This is a genomic window from Pseudomonas sp. EYE_354 (assembly GCF_023148575.1).
Taxonomy (GTDB): Bacteria; Pseudomonadota; Gammaproteobacteria; order Pseudomonadales; family Pseudomonadaceae; genus Aquipseudomonas.
On sequence record NZ_JAHXNQ010000001.1, the window covers coordinates 423,601 to 445,168 of the forward strand.

A 21,568-nucleotide genomic window follows, 5' to 3' on the forward strand; every position below is an offset into this window, starting at 1 on the left:
ACCCCGCGCCAAAAGCGAGGGAAGACGGCTTGGCACAAGGGAGCGATTCAGCTCAACTCAGTTCAATGTGAAGGCGCAGCAAGCATGGATGAACCACTCGCGACGAAACCCACTGTCCTGTTGGTCGACGATGAAGAGTCGATTCTCAACAGCCTGCGCCGTCTGTTGCGCGGCCAGCCCTTTGATGTGGTGCTGGCCGGCGGCGGTGCCCAGGCCCTGGAGATCATGGCCGCCCAGCCCATCGACCTGGTGATGAGCGACGCGCGCATGCCCGGCATGGATGGCGCGCAGTTGCTGGCCGAGGTCCATCGGCTGTATCCCGCCACCAGCCGCATTCTGCTCACCGGTTACGCCGACCTGCCGACGATCATCAAGGCGATCAACGAAGGGCAGATCCACCGTTATATTGCCAAGCCCTGGAACGACGACGAACTCAAGCTGATCCTGCAACAGGCCCTGGAACACCAGCGTCTGGAACGCCTGACCCACGAACAGAACGATCAGCTCAAGCTGTTGAACGCTACCCTGGAAAAGCGCGTGGCGGCGCGCACCAGTGAGCTGCAACAGACCGCCGACATGCTCGACCTGGCCTACGACGAGCTCAAGCGCAGCTACGTGACCGGTACCGAGGTGTTTTCGCTGCTGGCCAACCTGCGCCTGCCCAAAGCGAAACAGACCAACCGCCCGTTGATCGAGTTGGTGCGCGTGTATTGCGCTGCCCAGGGTATCGACGAAGCCAGTTCGCGCGACCTGGCCATGGCGGCCGCGTTGTACAACATCGGCAAGCTGAGCTGGAGCGACAGCATGTTGGTCGAGCCGGCCGACAAGCTGCACAGCACCGATCGCGAACGCTATCGTGGCTACCCGACCCAGAGCGAATCGCTGTTGATGACTCTGGAACCGATGAAGGATGCAGCGCGCATTATTCGCCATCACCAGGAGCGCTGGGATGGCAGCGGGTTCCCCGACCACCTCAAGGGCGACGCGATTCCGTTCGGTTCACGCCTGCTGAAGCTGGCAGTGGATTTCATCGAGTTGCAGAAAGGCTTGATTCTCGAACGGCATTTGAACAGTGATGAAGCGCTGTTATACATCCGTAAATACGCCGGGCGCCTGTACGACCCGGAACTGATCGATGACTTCGTCCAGGCCTGTGCGGCGTTTCTCAGTGATGTGACCCTGGGTGACCCTACCGTCAAAGTGTTGAGCACCCGTGAGCTGGCCGATGGCATGGTCCTGGCGCGCAACCTCAACGCCGATAACGGCATGTTGCTGCTTAACGCCGGCAAGGTGTTGAACCTGCCGCTGGTGGACAAGCTGATCGCGTTCGAAGCGATGGAAGGCGCCAAGTACAGCGTCTTTATCAAGGAACCGGACGAGGCGTGAGCCGGGCTCCCTTATTGTTCAATTGAAGGCTTTTACTCGATGCCCATGACTATCCGTATCGCCGCTGCACTGCTTATCAATGGCGCCGGCCAGACCCTGCTGGTGCGCAAGCGCGGCACTCAGGCGTTTATGCAACCGGGCGGCAAGATCGACGCCGGCGAACAACCTGCGCAGGCTCTGGCCCGCGAACTGTACGAAGAGCTGAACCTGCAGGTTGACCCTGAGCACGCCGTTTACCTGGGCCAGTTTTCGGCACCGGCGGCCAATGAGCCAGGGTTTACCGTGCACGCCGAGTTGTTCAAGGTTCAGGTCGACGTGCAGGTGAGCCCCGCCGCCGAGATCGAAGAGATACGCTGGATCGACCCGACGGGTGATGGCGGCCTGCATTTGGCGCCGCTGACGCGTGACCTGATCCTGCCGTTCTATCGCTCGTCCCTGGCGATCCCGGCCTGATGCTCATACGCGGGTTGGCGGCCAGTGACGCGCAGGCTTATAGGGCATTGATGCTGGAGGCGTATGGGGTGTACCCGCAAGCCTTCACCTCCAGCGTGGCCGAGCGCGCGTCATTGCCCTTGAGCTGGTGGGAAAAACGCCTGGACAACCCGCTGGACCGACTGCTCGGCGCATTTGCCGGTGATCAACTGACGGGCATTGTCGGCCTGGCCTTCGAGCCACGGGAAAAGGCCCGGCACAAGGTGACGTTGTTCGGCATGTACGTGAACGCGGCCTATCAGCAACAAGGCCTGGGCCGTCGGTTGGTGGAGGCGGCGCTCGCGGATGCGCGCCAGCACCCGCGCCTCAAGGTCATTCAACTGACCGTCACCGCCGGCAACGACGCTGCGTTCGCGTTGTACCAGCGCTGCGGTTTTATCCAATATGGCCTGGAGCCTTTGGCCGTGCGGGTCGGCATTGAGTATTTCGACAAGATCCACATGTGGCGCGAACTCAAGGGCGACTGAGAGTGCGCCATGCAAGCGGGGCGCGAAAAATCAGCGCACCGCACTCACGCCATCCAGGGTCGAGAACGACGTGTCTTTGGCCGTGAGCAAAAAGTCGCGCATATATGGCGCATCCAGCATGTCCGCGCGGATCCCCGCATACAGGGTCGCAAACAATCCTTTCTCACCCAGGCGCTTGGCTTTCACGTAGCCGCGCGAGCTGTATTCATGCAGCGCCCAATGGGGCATGCCACACACGCCACGACCGCTGGCCACCAGTTGCATCATCATCACTGTGAGTTCCGAGGTGCGCACCTGGGCCGGTTCCACGTCGGCGGGTTCCAGGAAACGGGTGAAAATGTCCAGGCGGTCACGCTCCACCGGGTAAGTGATCAGGGTTTCGGTCAGCAGGTCTTCGGGCACGATGTAGGACTTGTTCGCCAGCGCATGCTGATTGGCCACGGCCAGCATGGCTTCGTAGGTGAACAGCGGCACATAGGTGATGCCCGGCAGCTCCAGCGGGTCGGAGGTCACCACCAGGTCCAGGTCACCACGGGCCAGCGCCGGCAGGGGGGCGAAGGCGAAACCTGAGGCCAGGTCCAGCTCGACCTCGGGCCAGGCGTCACGGAACTGGTCGATGGTCGGCATCAGCCACTGAAAGCAACTGTGGCACTCGATGGCCATGTGCAAACGCCCTGCGGTGCCGCCGGCCAACCGTGCAATATCGCGCTCGGCGCCGCGCAGCAAGGGCAGGGTGGCGTCGGCCAGTTGCAGCAGGCGCAACCCGGCGCTGGTAAAGCGCAGCGGCTTGGTCTTGCGCACGAACAACGGCATGCCCAGGCGTTCTTCCAGCTCTTTGAACTGATGGGACAGTGCCGATTGCGTCAGGTGCAGACGCTCGGCGGCTTCCACCAGGCTGTCGGACTCACGCAGCGCGTGCAGGGTCTTGAGGTGACGGATTTCGAGCACGGGCTCTCCATGAAGACAATTTGTGAAGAATTCGAATGGCGTGAGTTTGTCTCATGTTGCAAAGCCTGTCGACAGCGACCACCCGGCACTCTTCATCAAACTGTCATGGAACTGTGGCAGCGCGCTTGAACAAACTTCATCAGACTCGCGCTCTACTGGGGTTCTGCGTTTCGGTGTTTTTCATGCGCGTGTTGCTTTTACTGGCCGCTTTCTTGTTCGGCCTGCCGTCTTTTGCGGCTTCTCGATGTGATGTCAATGTCCCGACCCAAACGGTCGACCTGGAAACGGTGAGCATCGCCTACCAGAGTATCGGCCGTGCCTCCGACCCCGCCTTGCTGCTGGTGATGGGCCTGGGCGGGCAGTTGATCCATTGGCCGGACGAAGTGGTCGTTGCGTTGTGCCAGCAAGGCTTTCGGGTGATTCGCTACGACAACCGTGACGTGGGCCTGTCCACCTGGCGTCAGGCCCCGGCCAACGCCAACCTCACGTTTGAAGTGCTGCGCTACAAACTCGGTTTGCCGGTGGCGGCACCCTATACCCTGACCGATATGGCGGACGACGCGCTCGGGCTGATGGACGCGTTGCAGATCCGGCAGTTCCACGTCCTGGGTGCGAGCATGGGCGGCATGATCGCCCAGCACCTGGCGGCCATGGCGCCGCAGCGGGTGGAGAGCCTGACCCTGATCATGACCAGCTCCGGTGCCGAAGGCCTGCCGGCGCCGAACGCGGCGCTGGTCCAGTTGCTGTCGCGGCGCGGCGCGCCCAACCGTGAAGTAGCGTTGGAACAACAGGCCGACTTGCTGGCCGCATTGGGCAGCCCGAATGTGAAGGACGACCGCCAGGCCTTGCTGCACCAGGCGGCGCTGTCCTACGACCGCGCCTTCAACCCCGAAGGCGTGAAACGTCAGATCATGGCGATCCTTGCCGAGCCGAGCCGCGTGCCCTTGCTGAACCAGTTGCGCGTGCCGACGCTGGTCGTGCACGGCACCGCCGACCCGTTGTTGCCGGTGATGCATGGCGTGCACTTGGCGGCGCATATCCAGGGCAGCCAATTGAAGCTGATTCCCGGCATGGCCCATCGTTTCCAGGAAGCCTTCAAGGCGCCGCTGCTGACCGCGGTGCTGCCGTACCTGCAAGCCCATCGCGAAGACACGGCCCATTGGGCGCAGATTGATCAGGTGGCGCCTGCGAAGCTGTTGTGAGGTGGTGTATCGTGCAGCCTTTGCGGCGTATTACTGCTAACGAGGTTGCCTGTCATGAGTACTCCCCTGAAAATCGATTTCGTCAGCGACGTGTCGTGCCCCTGGTGCATTATCGGCCTGCGTGGCCTGACCGAAGCCCTCGACCAACTGGGTGCCGAGGTGCAGGCCGAGATCCATTTCCAGCCGTTCGAACTGAACCCGAACATGCCCGCCATCGGTCAGAATATCGTCGAACACATCACTGAAAAGTACGGATCGAGCGCCGAAGAGTCCCAGGCCACCCGTGCGCGCATCCGCGACATGGGCGCGGCGCTGGGCTTTGCCTTTCGCACCGACGGTCAAAGCCGTATCTACAACACCTTCGACGCCCACCGCCTGCTGCATTGGGCCGGTTTGGAGGGCTTGCAGTACAACCTCAAGGAAGCGCTGTTCAAGGCTTACTTCAGCGATGGCCAGGACCCCTCCGACCACGCCACCCTGGCGATCATCGCCGAGGGCGTGGGCCTGGACATCAAGCGCGCCGCCGAAATTCTCGCCAGCGATGAATACGCCGCTCAAGTGCGTGAGCAAGAGCAGCTGTGGGTCTCCCGTGGCGTGAGTTCGGTGCCGACCATTGTGTTCAACGATCAGTACGCCGTGAGCGGCGGCCAGCCGGCCGAAGCGTTTGTCGGTGCGATTCGCCAGATCATCAACGAAGCGAAATCCTGACCCCGCTCACACACTTCCCCCCTCATCGTCCCCAAGCAACCCCTGGCCCGGCCCTTGCATTGACCCCCTGAAGCCCATCCGGTCTGCGGATGGGCGCTGCCATTAGGGGTGAAACATTACCTTGAATATCCTTGATCTCGACCACAGCCTCACGGCTCAGGCGCCGATTGCGCGGCGCTTGGCCAGTGGCCGTGCCACCCGCATCGACCTGTTGGACCTGGGCCCCAAATTGCGCCTGTGGTCCACCGAGAAAACCTGGAAGCGCTTCGCCGAGCGCCTGGCCAAACGGCCACGGCCCACGGACGCGCGGCCGGAAATCCTGTTTGTCGGCTCCGGCGATTATCACCATCTCACGCCTGCGTTCCTCGCCGACCTCAAAGAGCCCATCAGCCTGATCCACTTCGATAACCACCCGGACTGGGTGCGCTTTGCGCCCAAGCGCCACTGTGGCTCGTGGGTCAACCGCGCGCTGAAAATGCCGGCGATCAAACGCATCGTCACGCTCGGGCCATGCAGCGACGATCTGCATAACCCGCAACTGCGCGGCGGCAACCTGAGTGCCCTCAAGCGCGGGCATTTGCAGCTGTTTCCGTGGCAGCACCCGCCGTCGAAAGTGTGGGGAAGGGTCGGCGATGGCGCCGGTCACCAGCAGCAGGAAAACTACCTGCACTGGCGCAATCTGGCGGAGTTGGACTGGACGGCGTTTCTTGAGCAGATGATCACCAGCCTGCCTACCGAGGCGATCTGGATCACTGTCGACAAAGACGTCCTGGCCAGCGAAGACGCGGCCACCAATTGGGACCAGGGCGGCATGCGCCTGAGCCATCTGCTGCAAGCCCTGCGCGCGTTGGCGGCGCGCAAGCGCATCATCGGCATCGATGTGTGCGGCGAGTTCGCCGCGCCGGCGTTCAGCAACGCCTTCAAACGCTGGGAAGCCAAGTCCGACCAGCCGCCGCCGGAGCGCTGGAACCCTGAAGATTTGCAGCGCAATGCCGCCACCAATGAAGCCTTGATCGAGCTGTTTGAGGAGCTGTTCCCGTGAGCCTGACCGTGGTGTTGCTGGTGGCGTTTTCCATCGTGCTCGATGTGATCGGCCAGTTGTGTTTCAAGCTCGGCCTGGACCGCTTGCCTGAACTGGACGGTGGCTTTCGCCTGAGTGCTTTCTGGGGCCAGGTGTTCAATGCGCCGTTGTTGTGGGCGGGTATCGGGGCCTACGTTATCGAGTTTTTCGTCTGGCTCGAAGCCTTGTCCCGTGCGCCGTTGAGCCTGTTGTTTCCGGCTGCGGCGCTGGCCTATTGCGGGGTGGTGCTGGTGGGCAAAGTGGTGCTGGGGGAAACCGTCAGCCGGCGTCGCTGGCTGGGTACGTTGGTGATTACCCTTGGCGTGATGTTGGTGGCAATTGCAGGGAGTCAGGCATGAAGACGCAAACGATCAATGCGGGTTGGTTGCATGAGCGCCTGGGTACCGTGGTGCTGTGGGCCTTGCTGATTTGTACCGAGAGTGCCGGGCAGTTGTTCACCAAGGTGGCCGGTGACCAGTTGGGGCAGATGGATTTCGGCTGGTCATGGCTGGCCGATGTGGCGCATAACCCGGCGATCCTGGCGGCGATTGCCTGCTATATCGGGGCTTTCTTCGTGTGGATGCTGATCCTGCGGCGCAGCAGTCTGTCCCTGGCGTTTCCGCTCAGTTCGCTGGTGTTCGTGGTGGTGCTGCTGGGGTCGTGGCTGGGGCTGGGGGAACATATCAGCGCGCTGCACTGGGTGGGAGTCGCGGTGATTATTGGCGGGATTGCGCTGTTGGCCGAAGGTGAAGAGAACTGACCGACTGGATCGTTCCCACGCTTCGCGTGGGAATGCCTCTTGTGACGCTCTGCGTCACGCTTTGGGACGCGGAGCGTCCACTGGCTGCATTCCCACGCGGAGCGTGGGAACGATCAGGACCCGTGTGAGTTAGTCGAAGGTGTAGCTGATCGCCGTCTGCACCTGGCCCTGGTTCACGTCACCGGCCTGTTTGACGATGCTGCTGTTCGCCGCCGAGCCCACCAGATGCACCCAGCTGGCACTGGTCAGCAACGACCAGTGGGGTGCCAGGGGCAACTGGAAACTCTGGCTCAGCGTCACGTTCTGAAACCCGCCGCTGGCGTTGTAGGGCTTGAAACCGGTGGCGGCCGCCTCGTGGTCATCCACCCCGAAAAACGTCTGGGTCTGGCGTGCATCGGCAAAATGCGCCACCAGGCCGCTGCTGCCGATGACGCCGCCGCCCAGCGGGTAGCCCAGCTCGCCGCCGATTTTGCCCAGCGCACCGCTCTGCGCGTGACCACCGCCGACCGTCTGGCCCAGCTGTGCATAGACGCGCCAGAAGTCAGCCGGAGCGTACTGGATAAACCCCCCGACCTCGGCCATGTCCGACACATTGCGCAGCCCCTGCAATGAGCCGTTGGAGGTGCGGCCCTGCAGGTAATTGATGTACGGCCCGGCGCTCAAGCCGTGGGTGTTCAGCGCGCTCCAGGCCAAGCCGTCGTCGGTGCCCAGGCTCACGGCACCCCAGTCCAGATCGAGATAGGGCACCGGCCGGGTTTCATAGCGGCTGCCGGTCGGGTCGTGAGGTTGGTAGCTGACGCCTGCGCCGACGTCACCGCTGATGCCTTGGGCCTGCGCGGTGAGGCTCAGTAAGCCGGCCAGTGCAGCGCATGTGATCCGCAACATGGTCACAGTTCCTTGAGTGAATACACGCGCATGAACGCGCAAACCGGCGCGCCTGTGCAAGCACTCATCTTGTTTGTAGCAAGCTACAAAAATTGTAGCTGTTGCGACACAAAACCCCTGGGCGCATCGAGAAAAACCCCGGCCACGCTGGGCTTGCGCCAATTGGCACAGTCCCTGCTCTAGCCCTGTTGAACGCGCAGACAGCGCACTCCTTCAGGGTAACCGCAATGATTGACTGGCATATCGTGTGCGACTTCGACGGGACCATCACCCCCACCGACGTCATCGACAACGTCCTCCAACGCTTCGCCGCGCCGGAGTGGGAAACCATCGAACAGCAATGGTTGGATGGGCACATCGGTTCCCGCGAATGCCTGAGCCGCCAGCTGTCGCTGATCAAGGCTACGCCCGCCGAGCTGCTGGCGTACTTCGACAGTGTTGAGATCGACCCGGACTTCCCGGACTTCGTCGATCATGTGATCGGCCTGGGCGCCTCCCTCGAGGTCGTCAGCGACGGCATCGAGCAAGGCATCGCGCGGATTCTGTCGCGCAACTACGTGAGCCTGTTGCCGATCCTTGCCAACCGCCTGCGTCAGGTTGACCAGAACAGCTGGCGCATCGACTTCCCTTATTCAAGCGATGCCTGCCGCGCTGCGTCGGGCAACTGCAAGTGCAAATCCACCCCGCGCAACAAGCGCGTGTTGGTGATCGGTGACGGCAAGTCCGACATGTGCGTGGCCTCAACCGCCGACTTTGTATTCGCCAAGGGCAGCCTCGCCGAGTACTGCGTCGCCCACAGCATTCCCCATGCGCGTTTCGACAGCTTTGCCCAATTGCCGGCGTTGCTCGCGCAACTGCCGCACAGCATTGCTGCCAACGCCACCTCCTTTACGACTGCTGACCTCTCTATTGAAAATCAGGAACTCTTCCATCATGTCTGATATCCGCATCGCTACTGCCGAAGACCAGATCCTTCTGGATAAAGAAGCCAAATATTGCTCCTACGGCGACACCGTCCACTACATCGAGCCGCCGCGTATTTTCAGCCGTTGCGAAGGCTCCTATGTGTGGGACACCGAAGACCAGGCCTACCTCGACCTGCAAATGTGGTACTCGGCCGTCAACTTCGGCTACGCCAACCCGCGCCTGAACAACGCGCTGAAACAGCAGATCGACACCCTGCCGCAAATCGCCAGCCAGTACCTGCACAAGGGCAAGATCGAGCTGTCGGAAATGATCGCGGTGGACGCCAAGAACAAATTCGGCCTCGACGGCCGCGTGCACTTCAACGTCGGCGGCTCGCAATCCATCGAGGACTCACTGAAAGTGGTGCGCAACGCCACCAACGGCAAGAGCCTGATGTTCGCCTTCGAAGGCGGTTACCACGGGCGCACCCTCGGCGCGTCGTCGATCACGTCCAGCTACCGCTACCGTCGTCGTTACGGCCACTTCGGCGAGCGCGCGCAGTTCATCCCGTTCCCGTATCACTTCCGTGGCCCCAAAGGCATGACGAAAGAGGAATACGGCAGCCACTGCGTGCAGCAATTCGCCCGCCTGTTCGAGACCGAATACAACGGCGTGTGGGACCCGAAAGTCGGTCAGAGCGAATACGCCGCGTTTTACGTAGAGCCGATCCAGGGCACGGGCGGTTATGTCATCCCGCCGATGAACTTTTATCGCGAGCTCAAGCATGTGCTCGATCAGCACGGCATCCTGATGGTGTCCGACGAAATCCAGATGGGCTTCTACCGCACCGGCAAGCTGTGGTCGATCGAACACTTCGATGTGCAGCCGGATGTGATCGTGTTCGGCAAGGCGCTGACCAACGGCCTCAACCCACTGGGCGGGATCTGGGCCCGTGAAGAGTTGATCAACCCGAAGATCTTCCCGCCAGGCTCCACCCACTCCACCTTCGCGTCCAACCCGTTGGGCACGGCGGTCGGCCTGGAAATGTTCAAGATGACCAACGAAGTCGACTACGGCGCGATGGTCATGGCCAAGGGCAAATACTTCCTGGAAGGCCTGCAGGACCTGCAAAAACGCTTCCCGATCATTGGCGACGTCGACGGCCTGGGCCTGGCGCTGCGCTGCGAAATCTGTGGCCCGGATGGCTTCACGCCGGACAAGGCGACCCTGGACTATATGGTCGAGGAAGGCATGAAGGGCGACATGCTGGTGGACGGGCGCAAACTCGGGCTGATCCTCGACGTGGGCGGCTACTACAAGAACGTGATCACCCTGGCGCCGTCCCTGGAAATCAGCTACCCGGAGATCGAATTGGGGCTCAAGCTGCTCGAGCAACTGCTGGTGCGAGCGACCACACGGTGAACAGCGCTGAGATCGACCTCGGTGAAGGTGATGCCGGCTTCGTTCTCGGTGACGGTCCGGTCGGGATCCTGTTGATCCACGGCCTGACCGGCACCCCGACTGAACTGCGCCAGGTCGCCAAAGGCCTGGCGAAGGTGGGCAATTGCACGGTGTACGTGCCCACGCTGGCCGGGCATTGCGGCGACAACAGCGACCTGCAAGCCACTGGCTGGCGGGACTGGTACGAAGGCGTGCGCAAGACCTTCGTGCAGATCAAGCGGCGCCACGGGCAGGTGTTTGTCGGCGGGTTGTCCATGGGGGCGGTGATGTCGATGTACCTGGCGTCCGAGCATCCGGGGCAGGTCGCGGGGTTGTTGTTGTATTCGACCACCCTGAAGTACGACGGTTGGAGCATCAGCAAGATGGCGTTCATCACGCCGCTGCTGATCCGCATTCCGTTCGGCGTGCGCTTGTTCCGTTTCACCGAGAAGCCGCCCTACGGCATCAAGAATGAACGCCTGCGGGCCATCGTCGAGCGCCAGATGAAAGAGGGCGAGAGCAGCGAGGCCGGCTTGCTGACCATGGAAGGCGTCACCGTGCGCGAGTTGCACTGGATGAACGCGGTGGTCAAAAAACGCATGCCGCAAATAAAGGTTCCGGCCCTGGTGCTGCACTCCATCGAGGACGACATCACCAGTCGTTGGAACGCCGACTACGTGGAACGCCACCTCGGCGGGCCGGTGACCAAGATCCTGTTGGACAACTGCTACCACATGATCACCGTCGACTTGCAATACCGACGGGTGATTGAGCTGAGTGCCGAGTTCATCAGCCGGCAACTGTCATGCAGTGAGCAGGGCTGTAATGAGCAGGGCTGTGGTGCTGAGCAGGCTTGTCCCGCGCTGGGCAGCGAAGCCGCCCCAAAACCTGCCATCGCGGTGTAGCTGGAGAAACTCATTGCCTGGAATAGGGCTGCTGCGCAGCCCCGCTCACCACAAAACAGCCTTTTCCCCACAAGAACGCCAATTGGAAGCAACTGTGATCACCACCCAAGCCTTCCCGACCATAAGGGCCATCCAGCGCAGTGCCTGGAACGACTGTTTTCCGGGGGCATTGGAGGACTGGGACTACTACGTCGCCGTGGAAAACGCCGCCATGGATGATTTTCAGTGGCGCTACCTCGCGGTTTACGAAGATGGAACGTTGGTGGCGGTCGCGCCGGCGTTCATCACCCATTACCGCCTCGACACTACGGTGTCCGGCGCGGGCAAGCGGTTGACCGAGCGCCTGGAGCGGCTGTGGCCTGGCGTCCTGCAATTGGGGCTGTATGCCATCGGCTCGCCGGTGGCCGAGCGCTGTGATGCCGGTTTTGCCGGTCACGTTCCCACGTCGCGCCGCCCGCTGTTGCTCAAGCACGTGCTGGACGTCGCGCGCCACGATGCCGATGACTTCGGTATCGGCCTGGTGGCGGTCAAGGACGCGCCGAGCAACGATTCCCACTGGCTGGAGAGTTGTCGCGCGGCCGGTTTCCAGACCATGCCGAGCCTGCCCACCGGTGTGCTGCCGTTGCCCTATGGCTCGGTAGACGCCTACCTCGGCTCCCTGGGCAAATCCACCCGCAAGGACCTGCGCCGCAAACTGCGTGCGCCGGGCCCACGGGTGGAATGGCGGCGCAATATCGATGACGTGCTGCCCGAGGTCATGCGCCTGTACGAGGCCACGCTGAGTCGCGCCGAGTTGCAGTTCGAACGCTTGCCCGCGAGCTATTTCACCGGTGTGCTCGAACGCCTTGAAGCACGGGCGGTGTGTGCGCTTTACTGGGTGGACGAGCAATTGGTGGCTTTCAACTTGATGCTGGTGGACGAACACCGGCTGGTGGACAAGTTTTTCGGGCATGACGTGGCGTTCAGTCGCGACTACAACCTGTATTTCCGCAGTTGGCTGACCAACGTCGATTACTGTATTGAGCACAACATTGCGCTGTACGAGTGCGGCCAGGCCGGGTATGCCAGTAAGCTGCGCCTGGGCTGCGAGTTCCAGGGCAACAATGTGTTTTTTCGCCACCGCAACCGGCTGGTCAACGGCCTGCTCAAGCTCGTAAAACTGTTTATTCGACCGGACCGTTCCGACCCTGCCATGGCTGCTGCGATAAGCGAAACCTGATGATCACCAAGACCCGCCAGAAAGCCCGCCCCTTCGCCATTTCACGCTGGAGCGTCCAGCGCAAGCTGGTGCTGGCGTTCTGGTTGGTCAGCGTCATTCCCACCATGATCGCCGCGGAGCTGGCGGCCACCACGCTGTCGCAGATTTTCGACAGCAACGTACGCATCTGGCTGCAGGAGTCGACCAAGATCGTCAAGGACGAGATTGGCGACATCCTTCATGACAACGCGCGCATGGCCAAACTGTTCCTGCGCTACACCAGCCCGCCTTCCAGCAAACAAGCGGCCAAGCACGACCGGTTGACGGCGGATATCGCCGATGCCACGGATATCGACGTGGTCGCACTGATCCGCGTCAGCGACCACAAAACCGTGTTCAGCACCGCCTCCGACGACATCGTCAAACAGATCAGCCTGACCAGCAATGCGGTGTTGCAGACCGTGCAAGTGGCGGGGGTGAGCACCGGTATTGTGGTCTCCACTTTTGACACCACCCAGGACGGCGTCGACTACCAGTTGTTGGTGGCCACCTACCTGGACAGCAGCTTCCTCACCAGCGTGGCCGATGTGCATTCCCTCGACCTGCGCCTGTACCTGGCCAACCCGGACGGCTTCTCGGAAATCTTCTCGACTCAACGTTTCGAGGACCACCCGTCGCGCATTCCCAAGAATGTCGAGACTGCCATGCGCGCCACCCGCCAGCCCAGCGAGCAGTTCACCAATAACTACAGCGGCTTGTACTGGCCGATCTTCAGTGATGCCGGTGACCTGCAAGGCGTGATTTTCAGCGGCCTGTTGCGCCACACCAGCCTGGTGGGGCTGGTCAACCAGAGCAACCTGTTCGTGCTGATCTTTTTGCTCAGCTCGGCGCTGTCATTGGCGGCGGGGGTATTGGTGTCACGTCGCCTGACCCGGCCGTTGCGGGATTTGTCCCAGGGCGTGGGCGCGGTGATTTCCGGCAACTACACCCACCGCGTGGCGGTCAGCGGTGGCGACGAACTGGCGCAACTGAGCAGCACCTTCAACCACATGACCGAGCGCCTGGGGGAGTTGCATCACCTGGAGGCCCAGTTGCGCCGCCGTGACCGCCTGCACGCACTGGGAGAAGTGGCCATGGGCCTGGCCCACGAGATCCGCAACCCTCTGGGTATTATTAAAACCGCCACTCAGTTGCTGCACCGCCGCGCCGACTTGCCGGACAGCGACAAACGCCACCTGGAATACGTGATCAGCGAAGTCAGCCGCATCAACGAATTGATCACCGAGTTTCTCGACTTCGCCAAACCCAACCCGCCGCTGCGCGTTTTGCAGGCGGCGCGCCCGCTGGTGGAGGAGATCCTCGGTTTTTGTGCGCCGGAACTGGCGAGCCATAACATTGATGCGCAGCTCGATGACCAGTCCCCTGGCGCGACGATCTATGCCGATGCCAAACAACTCAAGCAGGCCTGCCTCAACCTGATTCTCAACGCCATCGACGCGATGCCCGACGGCGGACGCCTGACCCTGGCGATTCGCACGGTCGATGCCAACACCGTGATCAGCATCGCCGACACCGGCCAGGGCATCGCCGCCGAGATGGTCGAGCGCATCTTCACGCCCTTTGTCACCACCAAGGCCTCGGGTACGGGGTTGGGGCTGGCTAAAGTCTATTCGATCATGGAAAGTCACGACGGCAGCATCGAATGTGCCAGCGAGAAGGATGCAGGCGCCACCTTCAGCCTGTACATTCCGGCGATTGGCGAAGACGACGAGGACACGCATGACGCATAACATTCTGGTGGTCGACGACGAACCCAAGCTGTGTGACCTGCTGGCATCGGCCCTGGGCCAGAACGGCGTCCAGGTGTTCATTGCCGGCAACGGCCTGCACGCGCTCAAGGTGCTGGAGCAGGAAGACATCGATCTGGTGATCAGCGACTGGCGCATGCCGGGCATGGACGGGCCGGCGCTGCTGGCCGAGATCAAGGTGCGTTACCCGCATGTGCCGGTCATTGTGATGACCGCCTACAGCACCGTTAAAAATGCCGTGCAGTCGATGCGCAACGGCGCCTACGACTACATCGCCAAACCGTTCGACATTGACGAGCTGGACATCACCGTGGCCAAGGCCCTGCAGTTTCGCGACATCATGCGCGACAACGCACGCTTGCGCGCCGAGTTGGACGCCCATGCGCAGTTCGACAGCCTGGTGGGTGACAGTCCAGCGTTTCGCAAGGTGCTGCAAGCGGTGGACTCGGTGCGTGACAGCAGCGCCACCATCCTGCTGACCGGTGAAAGCGGCACCGGCAAGGAAATGGTCGCCCGCGCGATTCACAAGCACGGCAGCCGTGCAGACCAACCCTTCGTGGCGGTCAACTGCGCGGCGATCCCCGAAGGCCTGCTGGAAAGCGAGATGTTCGGCCATCGTAAAGGTGCGTTTACCGGCGCCGTGGCCGACCGGGTCGGACGCTTTATGCAAGCGGACAAGGGCACGTTGTTTCTCGACGAAGTGGGCGACATGCCCCTGGCCCTGCAAGCCAAAATCCTGCGCGCTTTGCAGGAGCGCGTGATCGAGCCGGTGGGCGACCCTCGCGAGCGCAAGGTGGACGTGCGGGTGATTGCGGCCACCAACAAAAACCTGTTGGACGCGGTGGCCAACAAGGAATTTCGCGAAGACCTGTATTACCGCCTCAACGTGTTTCCGATCCCGCTGCCGGCCTTGCGCGAGCGCGTGGAAGACATCGCGCCGCTGGCACGCCACTTCGCCCACACCCTCAGCGCCACCGCCGGCAAGCGCATCACCGGGTTCAGCCCCGAGGCTTTGCAGGCGATGGCGGCGTACCACTGGCCGGGCAATATCCGCGAGCTGCAAAACTGTGTGGAGCGCGCGACCATCGTCGCGGCGTCACCAGTGATCGAAGACATCGATTTGCCGGGTTACCTGTTTGCGTCCAAACCGAACGGAGAGGGCGGGGTGGCGGCGATCCTGAGCGAGGGGCCGGGGATTCCGCAGGACCTGGATGCGGCGCTGGCGGAGGTGGAGAAGGCTTATATTCTGGCAGCGCTGCAGGAGAGCAATGGGGTGCAGGCAGCGGCGGCGGCGAAGATCGGGATCTCGGAGCGCAGCTTTTGGTATCGCTTGAAGAAGCTGGGGATTCAGGTGGACAAGATCGTCCGCTGAGTCAGTCGGGACAAAAGCGGGGGAGCGTGGTGGGTCAGGTGTGGATGCGCACCCAGATGCTCACCAATAGCGTTGCGGCCATCAGCCAAGCGACCGCCGCAATCGCTAAAGACGCCTCCAGCCGCATCCGGTCCACCATCACATACAACGTCGCCAAATACACAAAGTACGGAATGATCGACCACATCCCGAACAGGATCGTGGTCTTCAAGTCTTCGACCGAGCGGCCCTTGCCGACGATGTAGTGGGCGATCAGTGCGAAGGTGGGGAACAGCGGCACCAAGCCTGCGATGTAGTAGTTTTTGGTCTTGGCCAACGCCGCCAGGATCAGCACCACCGCCGCGCCGAGGGCGGCCTTCAGCAATAAATCCATCAGTGGCCCAACCCGTATTTCTTGACCTTGTCGAACAGGGTGGTCTTGGCCATGCCCAGTTCCTGGCTGGCCTGGGTCAGGTTGCCGCCGCTGCGTTGCAGGGCGTCGCTGAGCAGGTTGCGTTCAAAGGCTTCCACCGCTTCGGTAAAGGCCAGGCCGTGGCTGCCGCTGCTGGCGCCGCTTTTCTTGAAGGCGGGCAGGCCCAGGGCGAAACGCTCGGCGACGTTGCGCAGTTCGCGCACGTTGCCGGGCCAGTCGTGGCTCATCAGGCTGGACAGGGTCTGGTTGTCCAGCTCCGGCACGGTTCGGTCAAAACGCAGGGATGACTGCTGCAGGAAGTGTTCGAACAGCTGCAGAATGTCTTCACGGCGCTCGCGCAGGGGCGGCAGTTCCAGGGTGACCACATTGAGGCGGTAATACAGGTCGCTGCGGAACTGGCTGGCGCGGCTCAGTTCGTCGAGGTCCGACTTGGTGGCGGCGATCACTCGGCAGTCCACGGCCACGCTTTGGTTCGAGCCCAGGCGTTCCAATGTGCGTTCCTGCAACACCCGCAGCAATTTGATCTGCAGGTTGATCGGCATGCTTTCCACTTCATCGAGGAACAGCGTGCCTTCGTGGGCGTGTTCGATCTTGCCGATGCGCCGCTTGCCCGCGCCGGTGAAGGCGTTGGCTTCGTGGCCGAAAATCTCGCTTTCGAACAGGTTCTCCGGCAGGCCACCGCAGTTGAGGGCGACGAACTGGTGCGCGTGGCGCCGACTGAAATCATGCAGGCAGCGGGCGACCAGTTCCTTGCCGGTGCCGGTTTCACCTTCGATCAGCACGTTGGCCGAGGTGTCGGCGACGTTGGCGATCAGTTCGCGCAGGTTCTGCATGGCCGGCGAGCGACCGATGATGCGGCCTTCCAGGGAGTCACGCTCGGCCAACTGGCGGCGCAGCGACCAGACTTCCCGCGCCAGCCCGCGTTGTTCGAGGGCGCGCCGGGCGACCTCCACCAGGCGTTCCGGGGAGAAGGGTTTTTCCATGAAATCGTAAGCGCCATTGCGCATCGCGCCGACGGCCATGGAGATATCGCCATGCCCGGTGATCAGCACCACCGGCAGGCTTTTATCCAGGGCCTTGAGGCGGGTGAGCAGCTCCAGGCCGTCGATGCCCGGCAGGCGAATATCGCTGATCACAATGCCGGCGAAGTTCTCGCCGATGCGCTTGAGCGCCTCTTCGGCACTGCCCACGCCCACGCTGTGGATGTCTTCCAGGGCCAGGGCTTGCTGGCAGCCGAGCAGCACATGGGGGTCGTCTTCGACGATCAGCACGGTGAGGTCATTGGCAGGGGCTGTCGCGTCTATATTCATGTCGACTCAGCTAAATGAGCGCCCGCCAACGGCAGGCTCAGGACAAAGGCGGTACCACCACTGGCCGGGTGTTCCACGGCCAGATTGCCGCCGGTGGCGGCCGCGAGGCTGGCGGACAGGGTGAGGCCAAGGCCCAGGCCTTGCTCACCGGGTTTGGTGGTGAAGAACGGTTCGAACAAATGCTTGCGCGCCTCGGGGTCGATGCCGTGGCCATTGTCGCGTACGCACAGGCGATATTTGCCTTCGTTGCTGCTGCCTTCCAGCCAGAGTTCGGGGGCCGGTTGCGCCTGCATGGCGTCGAGGGCGTTGCCGATCAGGTTGACCAGGATCTGCTCCAGGCGTGTCTGGTCGATCTGCAATTGGGCCGGTGTGAAGTTGCGATGCAGGGTCAGCGGCAGGCTGTCCAGGCGCGCGCCGAGCACCTGGAACGCGGCGTCCACGGCCTTGACGAGGCTGGCTTCGCCCTGATCATCGCCGCGCCGGGCGAAGGAGCGCAGGCTGGCGGTGATGCGGCCCATGCGGTCGATCAGTTCGTTGATGGTCTTGAGGTTGGCGCTGGCGGTGTCCAGCGCACCGCGCTCGAGGAAGCGCACGGTATTGCCGGACAAGGTGCGCAGCGCGGCCAGCGGTTGGTTCAGTTCATGGGCGATGCTGGTGGACATCTGACCAATGGCCGCAAGTTTACCGGCCTGTACCAGTTCGTCCTGGGCACGGCGCAGGGTTTCTTCGGCCTGGCGGCGTTCGCGGATCTGGCCCTTGAGCCGTTCGTTGCTGGCGCGCAGGTCGGCGGTGCGTTCGGTGATGCGTCGCTCCAGCTGGCTGTTGGCTTCCTGCAAGGCTTCCCGCGCGGCGAGGCGGGTGGCGATGACCTTGCGTCGCTCGTTCCAGGCAATCAGCAAGAAGGCCACCAAGCCAAAGGCTACCGCCACCAGGATGCCCTGGTTGATGGCGGCGCGGCGCAGGTCGTTGAGCGGGGTGAGCAGGGTAAAATTCCACGGTGTGTCGTTGAGCGGGCGGGTTTGCGCCAGGTAACTGACTTCGTGCTCGTCGTTGACCACTTCGCTGTTGGCCGGGAAGGTCAGTTTTTCGCTGCGTTCGTTCAGGCGCTCGCGGGCCAGGGGTTCCAGCTCGTTCAATGTGGCCCAGTAATATTGCAGGCTGTGGGCCAGACGTTCTTTGGTCTCATCGCTCAGCGGTCGCACCGCCTTGAGACGGCGCGCCGGGTCGCTGGAGAGGATGATGATGCCGTTCTCGTCGCTTACAAAGGCTTCGAGACGCGCACGTTGCCAGCGTTCTTCCAGGGCTTCGAGGCGCACTTTGACCACGGCCACGCCGATGATCTTGCCGTGCTCTTCCAGGCCGTGGGCCAGGTAGTAGCCAGGCTCGCCGTTGGTACTGCCGATGCCGTAGAAGCGCCCGGGACGGCCGCGCACGGCGTTCTGGAAATAGGCGCGAAAGGACAGGTCTTCACCTTGGTAACTGTCGGCATCGCGCCAGTTACTGGTGGCCAGTACGCGACCGGTGGTGTCCATCACGTAGATGGCCCGGCTGCGACTGCGTCGGTTCAGGCCTTCGAGGTAATCGTTGACGGTTTGCCGCACGCCCTGGTCCGGCTCGGCCAGCAACTGCGAGACGCTGGACTCCAGCTCCAGCAGGCTGGGCAGGTAGGTGTATTTGCTGATTTCACTTTCGACGGTGCGGGCATGCAGCTCCAGCTGGCGTTCGCCATTGTCGCTGAGGGTGCGGATGCCGTAGTACTCGCTGATCCAGAAGCCGATATAACCCAGGCCGATCATCAGGGCGATGATCAACGGCGGCAGGAACAGTTGGCGAATCAGACGAGGTTTCACGGCAAGTGATGGCGGTGCGGCGCGAAATTGGTTGGGGTCGCATTTCATCACAGATGCCTTGGGTCAACCAGAGCTGCCAGGTGGGAGGGGGCTTGCCCCTCCCACATTGGCCATGTTTCTACAGTGGGAGCTGTCTGGTACTTAGTGCTGCAGGATTTTCTCGAGGAAGTGCTGGGCACGTTCGGAGCGGGCGCTGATGTCGCCGAAGAACTCTTCTTTCGGGCAGTCTTCGATGATCTTGCCCGCATCCATGAAGATCACGCGGTCGGCCACTTTGCGGGCAAAGCCCATTTCGTGGGTCACGCACATCATGGTCATGCCTTCCTGGGCCAGTTGCACCATCACGTCCAGCACTTCGTTGACCATTTCCGGGTCCAGGGCCGAGGTCGGTTCGTCGAACAGCATGACGATCGGGTCCATGGCCAGGGCGCGGGCAATCGCCACCCGTTGCTGCTGACCGCCGGAGAGTTGGCCGGGGTGCTTGTGGGCATGTGCCGACAGGCCTACGCGCTCAAGCAGTTGCAGGCCTTTCTTGGTGGCCTCTTCCTTGCTGCGGCCCAACACCTTGATCTGCGCGATGGTCAGGTTTTCGGTGATGGTCAGGTGCGGGAACAGTTCGAAGTGCTGGAACACCATGCCCACGCGCGAGCGCAGTTTCGGCAGGTTGGTCTTCGGGTCGGCGATGGAGGTGCCGTCGACCACGATGTCACCTTTCTGGAACGGTTCCAGCGCGTTGACGCACTTGATCAGGGTGGACTTACCCGAGCCCGACGGCCCGCACACCACGATCACTTCGCCTTTTTTGACATCAGTGCTGCAATCGGTCAGCACCTGGAAGTCGCCATACCACTTGTTGATGTTCTTGATAGAGATCATACGGCAAACCTTTTTTGCAGACGCTTGACCAGCAGCGAGGCGGAAAAGCTGATGATGAAGTAGACGACACCGGCGAAGATCAGGAACTCATTGGAGCGGCCGATGATGTCGCCGTTGGAGCGGGCGGAGTTGAGGAAGTCCACCAGGCCCACGGTGTAGACCAGCGAGGTGTCCTGGAACAGGATGATGCTCTGTTGCAGCAGCAACGGGGTCATCTTGCGGAACGCCTGGGGCAGGATGATCAGGCGCATGGTCTGGCCATAGGTCATGCCCATCGCTTGCGCCGCGCCCATCTGGCCCTTGGGGATCGACTGTACGCCGGCCCGCACGATTTCACAGAAGTACGCAGCTTCGAACATCATGAACGCCACGACGCAAGAAGCGAACGCACCGATCGGGGTGTCTTCACCGGTGATCCAGCGCAGCACGAAGGGTACCGCCAGGTAGAACCAGGTGATCACCAACAGCAGGGGGATCGAACGGAAGTAGTTCACGTAGGCGCCGGCCAGACGCGACAGCAGTTTGTTGGACGACAGGCGCATCAGCGCCAGGACCGTGCCCAGCGCGATACCGCCGACCACGCCCATGACCATCAGCTTCAAGGTCATGACCATGCCGTTCCACAGGCCTGGGAGGGCGGGGATGATGCCGCTGAAATCGAGTTCCATTATTTACCCCCCACGGAGATCAGGCCCGGCACTGCGACTTTCTTCTCGACCATGCGCATCAGCAGCATCAGGCTCATGTTCAGGGTGAAGTAGATCAGCGTGGCCAGGGTGAAGGCCTCAAACAGGTTGGCCGAGAACTCGGCGGTCTGCTTGGTTTGCGCCAGCAGCTCCATCAAGCCGATCAAGGACGCCACGGAGGAGTTCTTGAACACGTTGAGGAATTCGGAGGTAAGCGGCGGAATGATGATGCGGTAAGCCTGAGGCAGCAGCACGTTCCAGTAGATCTGCGGCAGCTTGAAGCCCATGGCGCGCGCAGCAGCCTCTTGGCCCCGCGGCAGCGCCTGGATACCGGTGCGTACCTGCTCGCACACACGGGCGGCGGTGAACAGGCCCAGGCACACGACGACGCTCAGGTAGGCCGAGGTGGTGGGGTTCAGGTCTTGTTTGTACCAGTCCTGCAGGTTCTGCGGCAGCAGGTCGGGTATCAGGAAATACCAGATGAACAGCTGAACCAGCAGCGGCACGTTACGAAACAGTTCCACGTAGCAGGTCGCGATGCCCGCCACGATACGGTTTGGCACGGTGCGCATGACCCCCAGAATGGAGCCCAGCAGCAAGGCGATAATCCATGCCACGACAGCGATGGCGATGGTCCAGCCCAGGCCGGCGATGTACCAGTCGAGATAAGTCTCGCTGCCAACGCCGGTGGACTTGAAGAACACGCCCCAGTCCCAGTTGTAATTCATTAGGGTCTCCCCTCGAAATCGATCGATGTACAAGCACCCGCTTGGGGAAAATCCATTCCCGCCTGACGATGAGCGTCAGGCACACGCGATCGGCTCGAAAACCGCCAGGTCGAGTGTTCCAAGTTAAAGCCAGCAGGTAGTAACAGACGCCTGAGGAAGGGTTGGCTCC

The 21,568-nt window shown here is 62.0% G+C and carries 22 protein-coding genes; 14 read left to right on the top strand and 8 right to left on the bottom strand.

Features of this window, described 5'->3' with window-relative positions:
• Positions 1–84 precede the first annotated feature (84 nt).
• Genes KZX66_RS01965 through KZX66_RS01975 form a run of 3 tightly spaced genes read left to right on the top strand, consistent with a single transcriptional unit; the run spans position 85 to position 2,345 of the window.
• On the top strand, positions 85–1,386 hold the full coding sequence (locus KZX66_RS01965) for an HD domain-containing phosphohydrolase (RefSeq protein ID WP_248075615.1): 1,302 nt from the start codon (positions 85–87) through the stop codon (positions 1,384–1,386).
• Between the two features lie 39 nt (positions 1,387–1,425).
• Positions 1,426–1,839, top strand: a complete 414-nt coding sequence (locus KZX66_RS01970) for an NUDIX domain-containing protein (RefSeq protein ID WP_248075619.1) — start codon at positions 1,426–1,428, stop codon at positions 1,837–1,839.
• Entirely contained in the window at positions 1,839–2,345 is a 507-nt protein-coding gene (locus tag KZX66_RS01975) for a GNAT family N-acetyltransferase (RefSeq protein ID WP_248075620.1), read from the top strand. Before KZX66_RS01970 ends, KZX66_RS01975 begins: the two co-directional genes overlap by 1 nt.
• 30 nt (positions 2,346–2,375) lie before the next feature.
• Here the strand turns inward: KZX66_RS01975 and metR are convergent, their stop codons facing one another.
• Positions 2,376–3,293, bottom strand: coding sequence for a LysR family transcriptional regulator (gene metR, locus KZX66_RS01980; RefSeq protein WP_248075621.1), 918 nt, complete (start codon positions 3,291–3,293; stop codon positions 2,376–2,378).
• Positions 3,294–3,475: 182 nt separating this feature from the next.
• Here metR and KZX66_RS01985 point away from each other — a divergent pair, with 182 nt between their 5' ends.
• The 5 genes from KZX66_RS01985 to KZX66_RS02005 all read left to right on the top strand — a co-directional run bounded on the left by KZX66_RS01985 (position 3,476) and on the right by KZX66_RS02005 (position 7,023).
• Positions 3,476–4,495 carry an alpha/beta hydrolase gene (locus KZX66_RS01985; RefSeq protein ID WP_248075622.1) on the top strand — a complete coding sequence of 340 codons (1,020 nt, stop codon included), beginning with the start codon at positions 3,476–3,478 and terminating at the stop codon, positions 4,493–4,495.
• Between the two features lie 54 nt (positions 4,496–4,549).
• Entirely contained in the window at positions 4,550–5,203 is a 654-nt protein-coding gene (locus tag KZX66_RS01990; RefSeq protein ID WP_248075623.1) for a DsbA family oxidoreductase, read from the top strand.
• Positions 5,204–5,324: 121 nt separating this feature from the next.
• Positions 5,325–6,245 carry an arginase family protein gene (locus KZX66_RS01995; protein WP_248075624.1) on the top strand — a complete coding sequence of 307 codons (921 nt, stop codon included), beginning with the start codon at positions 5,325–5,327 and terminating at the stop codon, positions 6,243–6,245.
• Positions 6,242–6,622 (top strand): transporter, encoded by a 381-nt coding sequence (locus KZX66_RS02000; RefSeq protein WP_248075626.1) that lies wholly within the window; start codon positions 6,242–6,244, stop codon positions 6,620–6,622. Before KZX66_RS01995 ends, KZX66_RS02000 begins: the two co-directional genes overlap by 4 nt.
• Positions 6,619–7,023: an EamA family transporter gene (locus KZX66_RS02005; protein ID WP_248075629.1), complete on the top strand. Its 405-nt coding sequence runs from the start codon at positions 6,619–6,621 to the stop codon at positions 7,021–7,023. The genes KZX66_RS02000 and KZX66_RS02005 overlap by 4 nt, the downstream gene beginning before the upstream one ends.
• Before the next feature lie 129 nt (positions 7,024–7,152).
• Here the strand turns inward: KZX66_RS02005 and KZX66_RS02010 are convergent, their stop codons facing one another.
• Positions 7,153–7,908, bottom strand: coding sequence for a MipA/OmpV family protein (locus tag KZX66_RS02010; protein WP_248075633.1), 756 nt, complete (start codon positions 7,906–7,908; stop codon positions 7,153–7,155).
• A gap of 227 nt (positions 7,909–8,135) precedes the next feature.
• On the opposite strand from KZX66_RS02010, the gene KZX66_RS02015 reads away from it, so the two are divergent.
• From KZX66_RS02015 to KZX66_RS02040, 6 genes are all read left to right on the top strand, one after another.
• Positions 8,136–8,849, top strand: a complete 714-nt coding sequence (locus tag KZX66_RS02015; RefSeq protein ID WP_248075640.1) for an MtnX-like HAD-IB family phosphatase — start codon at positions 8,136–8,138, stop codon at positions 8,847–8,849.
• Positions 8,842–10,236, top strand: a complete 1,395-nt coding sequence (locus tag KZX66_RS02020; protein WP_248075642.1) for an aminotransferase class III-fold pyridoxal phosphate-dependent enzyme — start codon at positions 8,842–8,844, stop codon at positions 10,234–10,236. The genes KZX66_RS02015 and KZX66_RS02020 overlap by 8 nt, the downstream gene beginning before the upstream one ends.
• Positions 10,233–11,159, top strand: a complete 927-nt coding sequence (locus tag KZX66_RS02025) for an alpha/beta fold hydrolase (RefSeq protein ID WP_248075644.1) — start codon at positions 10,233–10,235, stop codon at positions 11,157–11,159. Before KZX66_RS02020 ends, KZX66_RS02025 begins: the two co-directional genes overlap by 4 nt.
• 94 nt (positions 11,160–11,253) lie before the next feature.
• Entirely contained in the window at positions 11,254–12,378 is a 1,125-nt protein-coding gene (locus KZX66_RS02030; RefSeq protein ID WP_248075646.1) for a GNAT family N-acetyltransferase, read from the top strand.
• Complete coding sequence (locus tag KZX66_RS02035; RefSeq protein WP_248075648.1) at positions 12,378–14,147, top strand: HAMP domain-containing sensor histidine kinase; 1,770 nt, start codon at positions 12,378–12,380, stop codon at positions 14,145–14,147. The genes KZX66_RS02030 and KZX66_RS02035 overlap by 1 nt, the downstream gene beginning before the upstream one ends.
• Positions 14,137–15,537, top strand: coding sequence for a sigma-54 dependent transcriptional regulator (locus KZX66_RS02040; RefSeq protein ID WP_248075650.1), 1,401 nt, complete (start codon positions 14,137–14,139; stop codon positions 15,535–15,537). Before KZX66_RS02035 ends, KZX66_RS02040 begins: the two co-directional genes overlap by 11 nt.
• 34 nt (positions 15,538–15,571) lie before the next feature.
• On the opposite strand, the gene KZX66_RS02045 is transcribed toward KZX66_RS02040, so the two are convergent.
• The 6 genes from KZX66_RS02045 to KZX66_RS02070 all read right to left on the bottom strand — a co-directional run bounded on the left by KZX66_RS02045 (position 15,572) and on the right by KZX66_RS02070 (position 21,399).
• Positions 15,572–15,901 carry a GlpM family protein gene (locus KZX66_RS02045; RefSeq protein WP_248076027.1) on the bottom strand — a complete coding sequence of 110 codons (330 nt, stop codon included), beginning with the start codon at positions 15,899–15,901 and terminating at the stop codon, positions 15,572–15,574.
• Positions 15,902–15,909: 8 nt separating this feature from the next.
• Positions 15,910–17,259, bottom strand: coding sequence for a sigma-54 dependent transcriptional regulator (locus KZX66_RS02050; protein ID WP_282445770.1), 1,350 nt, complete (start codon positions 17,257–17,259; stop codon positions 15,910–15,912).
• Positions 17,256–19,157, bottom strand: a complete 1,902-nt coding sequence (locus KZX66_RS02055) for a sensor histidine kinase (protein WP_248075652.1) — start codon at positions 19,155–19,157, stop codon at positions 17,256–17,258. The genes KZX66_RS02050 and KZX66_RS02055 overlap by 4 nt, the downstream gene beginning before the upstream one ends.
• A 93-nt stretch (positions 19,158–19,250) precedes the next feature.
• Complete coding sequence (locus KZX66_RS02060; RefSeq protein ID WP_017526340.1) at positions 19,251–19,985, bottom strand: amino acid ABC transporter ATP-binding protein; 735 nt, start codon at positions 19,983–19,985, stop codon at positions 19,251–19,253.
• Positions 19,982–20,653, bottom strand: a complete 672-nt coding sequence (locus KZX66_RS02065; protein WP_248075654.1) for an ABC transporter permease subunit — start codon at positions 20,651–20,653, stop codon at positions 19,982–19,984. The genes KZX66_RS02060 and KZX66_RS02065 overlap by 4 nt, the downstream gene beginning before the upstream one ends.
• Entirely contained in the window at positions 20,653–21,399 is a 747-nt protein-coding gene (locus KZX66_RS02070) for an amino acid ABC transporter permease (protein ID WP_122773606.1), read from the bottom strand. Before KZX66_RS02070 ends, KZX66_RS02065 begins: the two co-directional genes overlap by 1 nt.
• Positions 21,400–21,568: the final 169 nt, after the last annotated feature.

Excerpts from the sequence above, each read along its gene's own strand:
- KZX66_RS01965 (WP_248075615.1), top strand. The coding sequence starts at position 85 with ATGGATGAACCACTCGCGACGAAACCCACTGTCCTGTTGGTCGACGAT.
- KZX66_RS01970 (WP_248075619.1), top strand. The coding sequence starts at position 1,426 with ATGCCCATGACTATCCGTATCGCCGCTGCACTGCTTATCAATGGCGCC.
- KZX66_RS01975 (WP_248075620.1), top strand. The coding sequence starts at position 1,839 with ATGCTCATACGCGGGTTGGCGGCCAGTGACGCGCAGGCTTATAGGGCA.
- KZX66_RS01985 (WP_248075622.1), top strand. The coding sequence starts at position 3,476 with ATGCGCGTGTTGCTTTTACTGGCCGCTTTCTTGTTCGGCCTGCCGTCT.
- KZX66_RS01990 (WP_248075623.1), top strand. The coding sequence starts at position 4,550 with ATGAGTACTCCCCTGAAAATCGATTTCGTCAGCGACGTGTCGTGCCCC.
- KZX66_RS02005 (WP_248075629.1), top strand. The coding sequence starts at position 6,619 with ATGAAGACGCAAACGATCAATGCGGGTTGGTTGCATGAGCGCCTGGGT.
- KZX66_RS02010 (WP_248075633.1), bottom strand. The coding sequence starts at position 7,908 with ATGTTGCGGATCACATGCGCTGCACTGGCCGGCTTACTGAGCCTCACC.
- KZX66_RS02015 (WP_248075640.1), top strand. The coding sequence starts at position 8,136 with ATGATTGACTGGCATATCGTGTGCGACTTCGACGGGACCATCACCCCC.
- KZX66_RS02020 (WP_248075642.1), top strand. The coding sequence starts at position 8,842 with ATGTCTGATATCCGCATCGCTACTGCCGAAGACCAGATCCTTCTGGAT.
- KZX66_RS02035 (WP_248075648.1), top strand. The coding sequence starts at position 12,378 with ATGATCACCAAGACCCGCCAGAAAGCCCGCCCCTTCGCCATTTCACGC.
- KZX66_RS02040 (WP_248075650.1), top strand. The coding sequence starts at position 14,137 with ATGACGCATAACATTCTGGTGGTCGACGACGAACCCAAGCTGTGTGAC.
- KZX66_RS02050 (WP_282445770.1), bottom strand. The coding sequence starts at position 17,259 with ATGAATATAGACGCGACAGCCCCTGCCAATGACCTCACCGTGCTGATC.
- KZX66_RS02055 (WP_248075652.1), bottom strand. The coding sequence starts at position 19,157 with ATGAAATGCGACCCCAACCAATTTCGCGCCGCACCGCCATCACTTGCC.
- KZX66_RS02060 (WP_017526340.1), bottom strand. The coding sequence starts at position 19,985 with ATGATCTCTATCAAGAACATCAACAAGTGGTATGGCGACTTCCAGGTG.
- KZX66_RS02065 (WP_248075654.1), bottom strand. The coding sequence starts at position 20,653 with ATGGAACTCGATTTCAGCGGCATCATCCCCGCCCTCCCAGGCCTGTGG.
- KZX66_RS02070 (WP_122773606.1), bottom strand. The coding sequence starts at position 21,399 with ATGAATTACAACTGGGACTGGGGCGTGTTCTTCAAGTCCACCGGCGTT.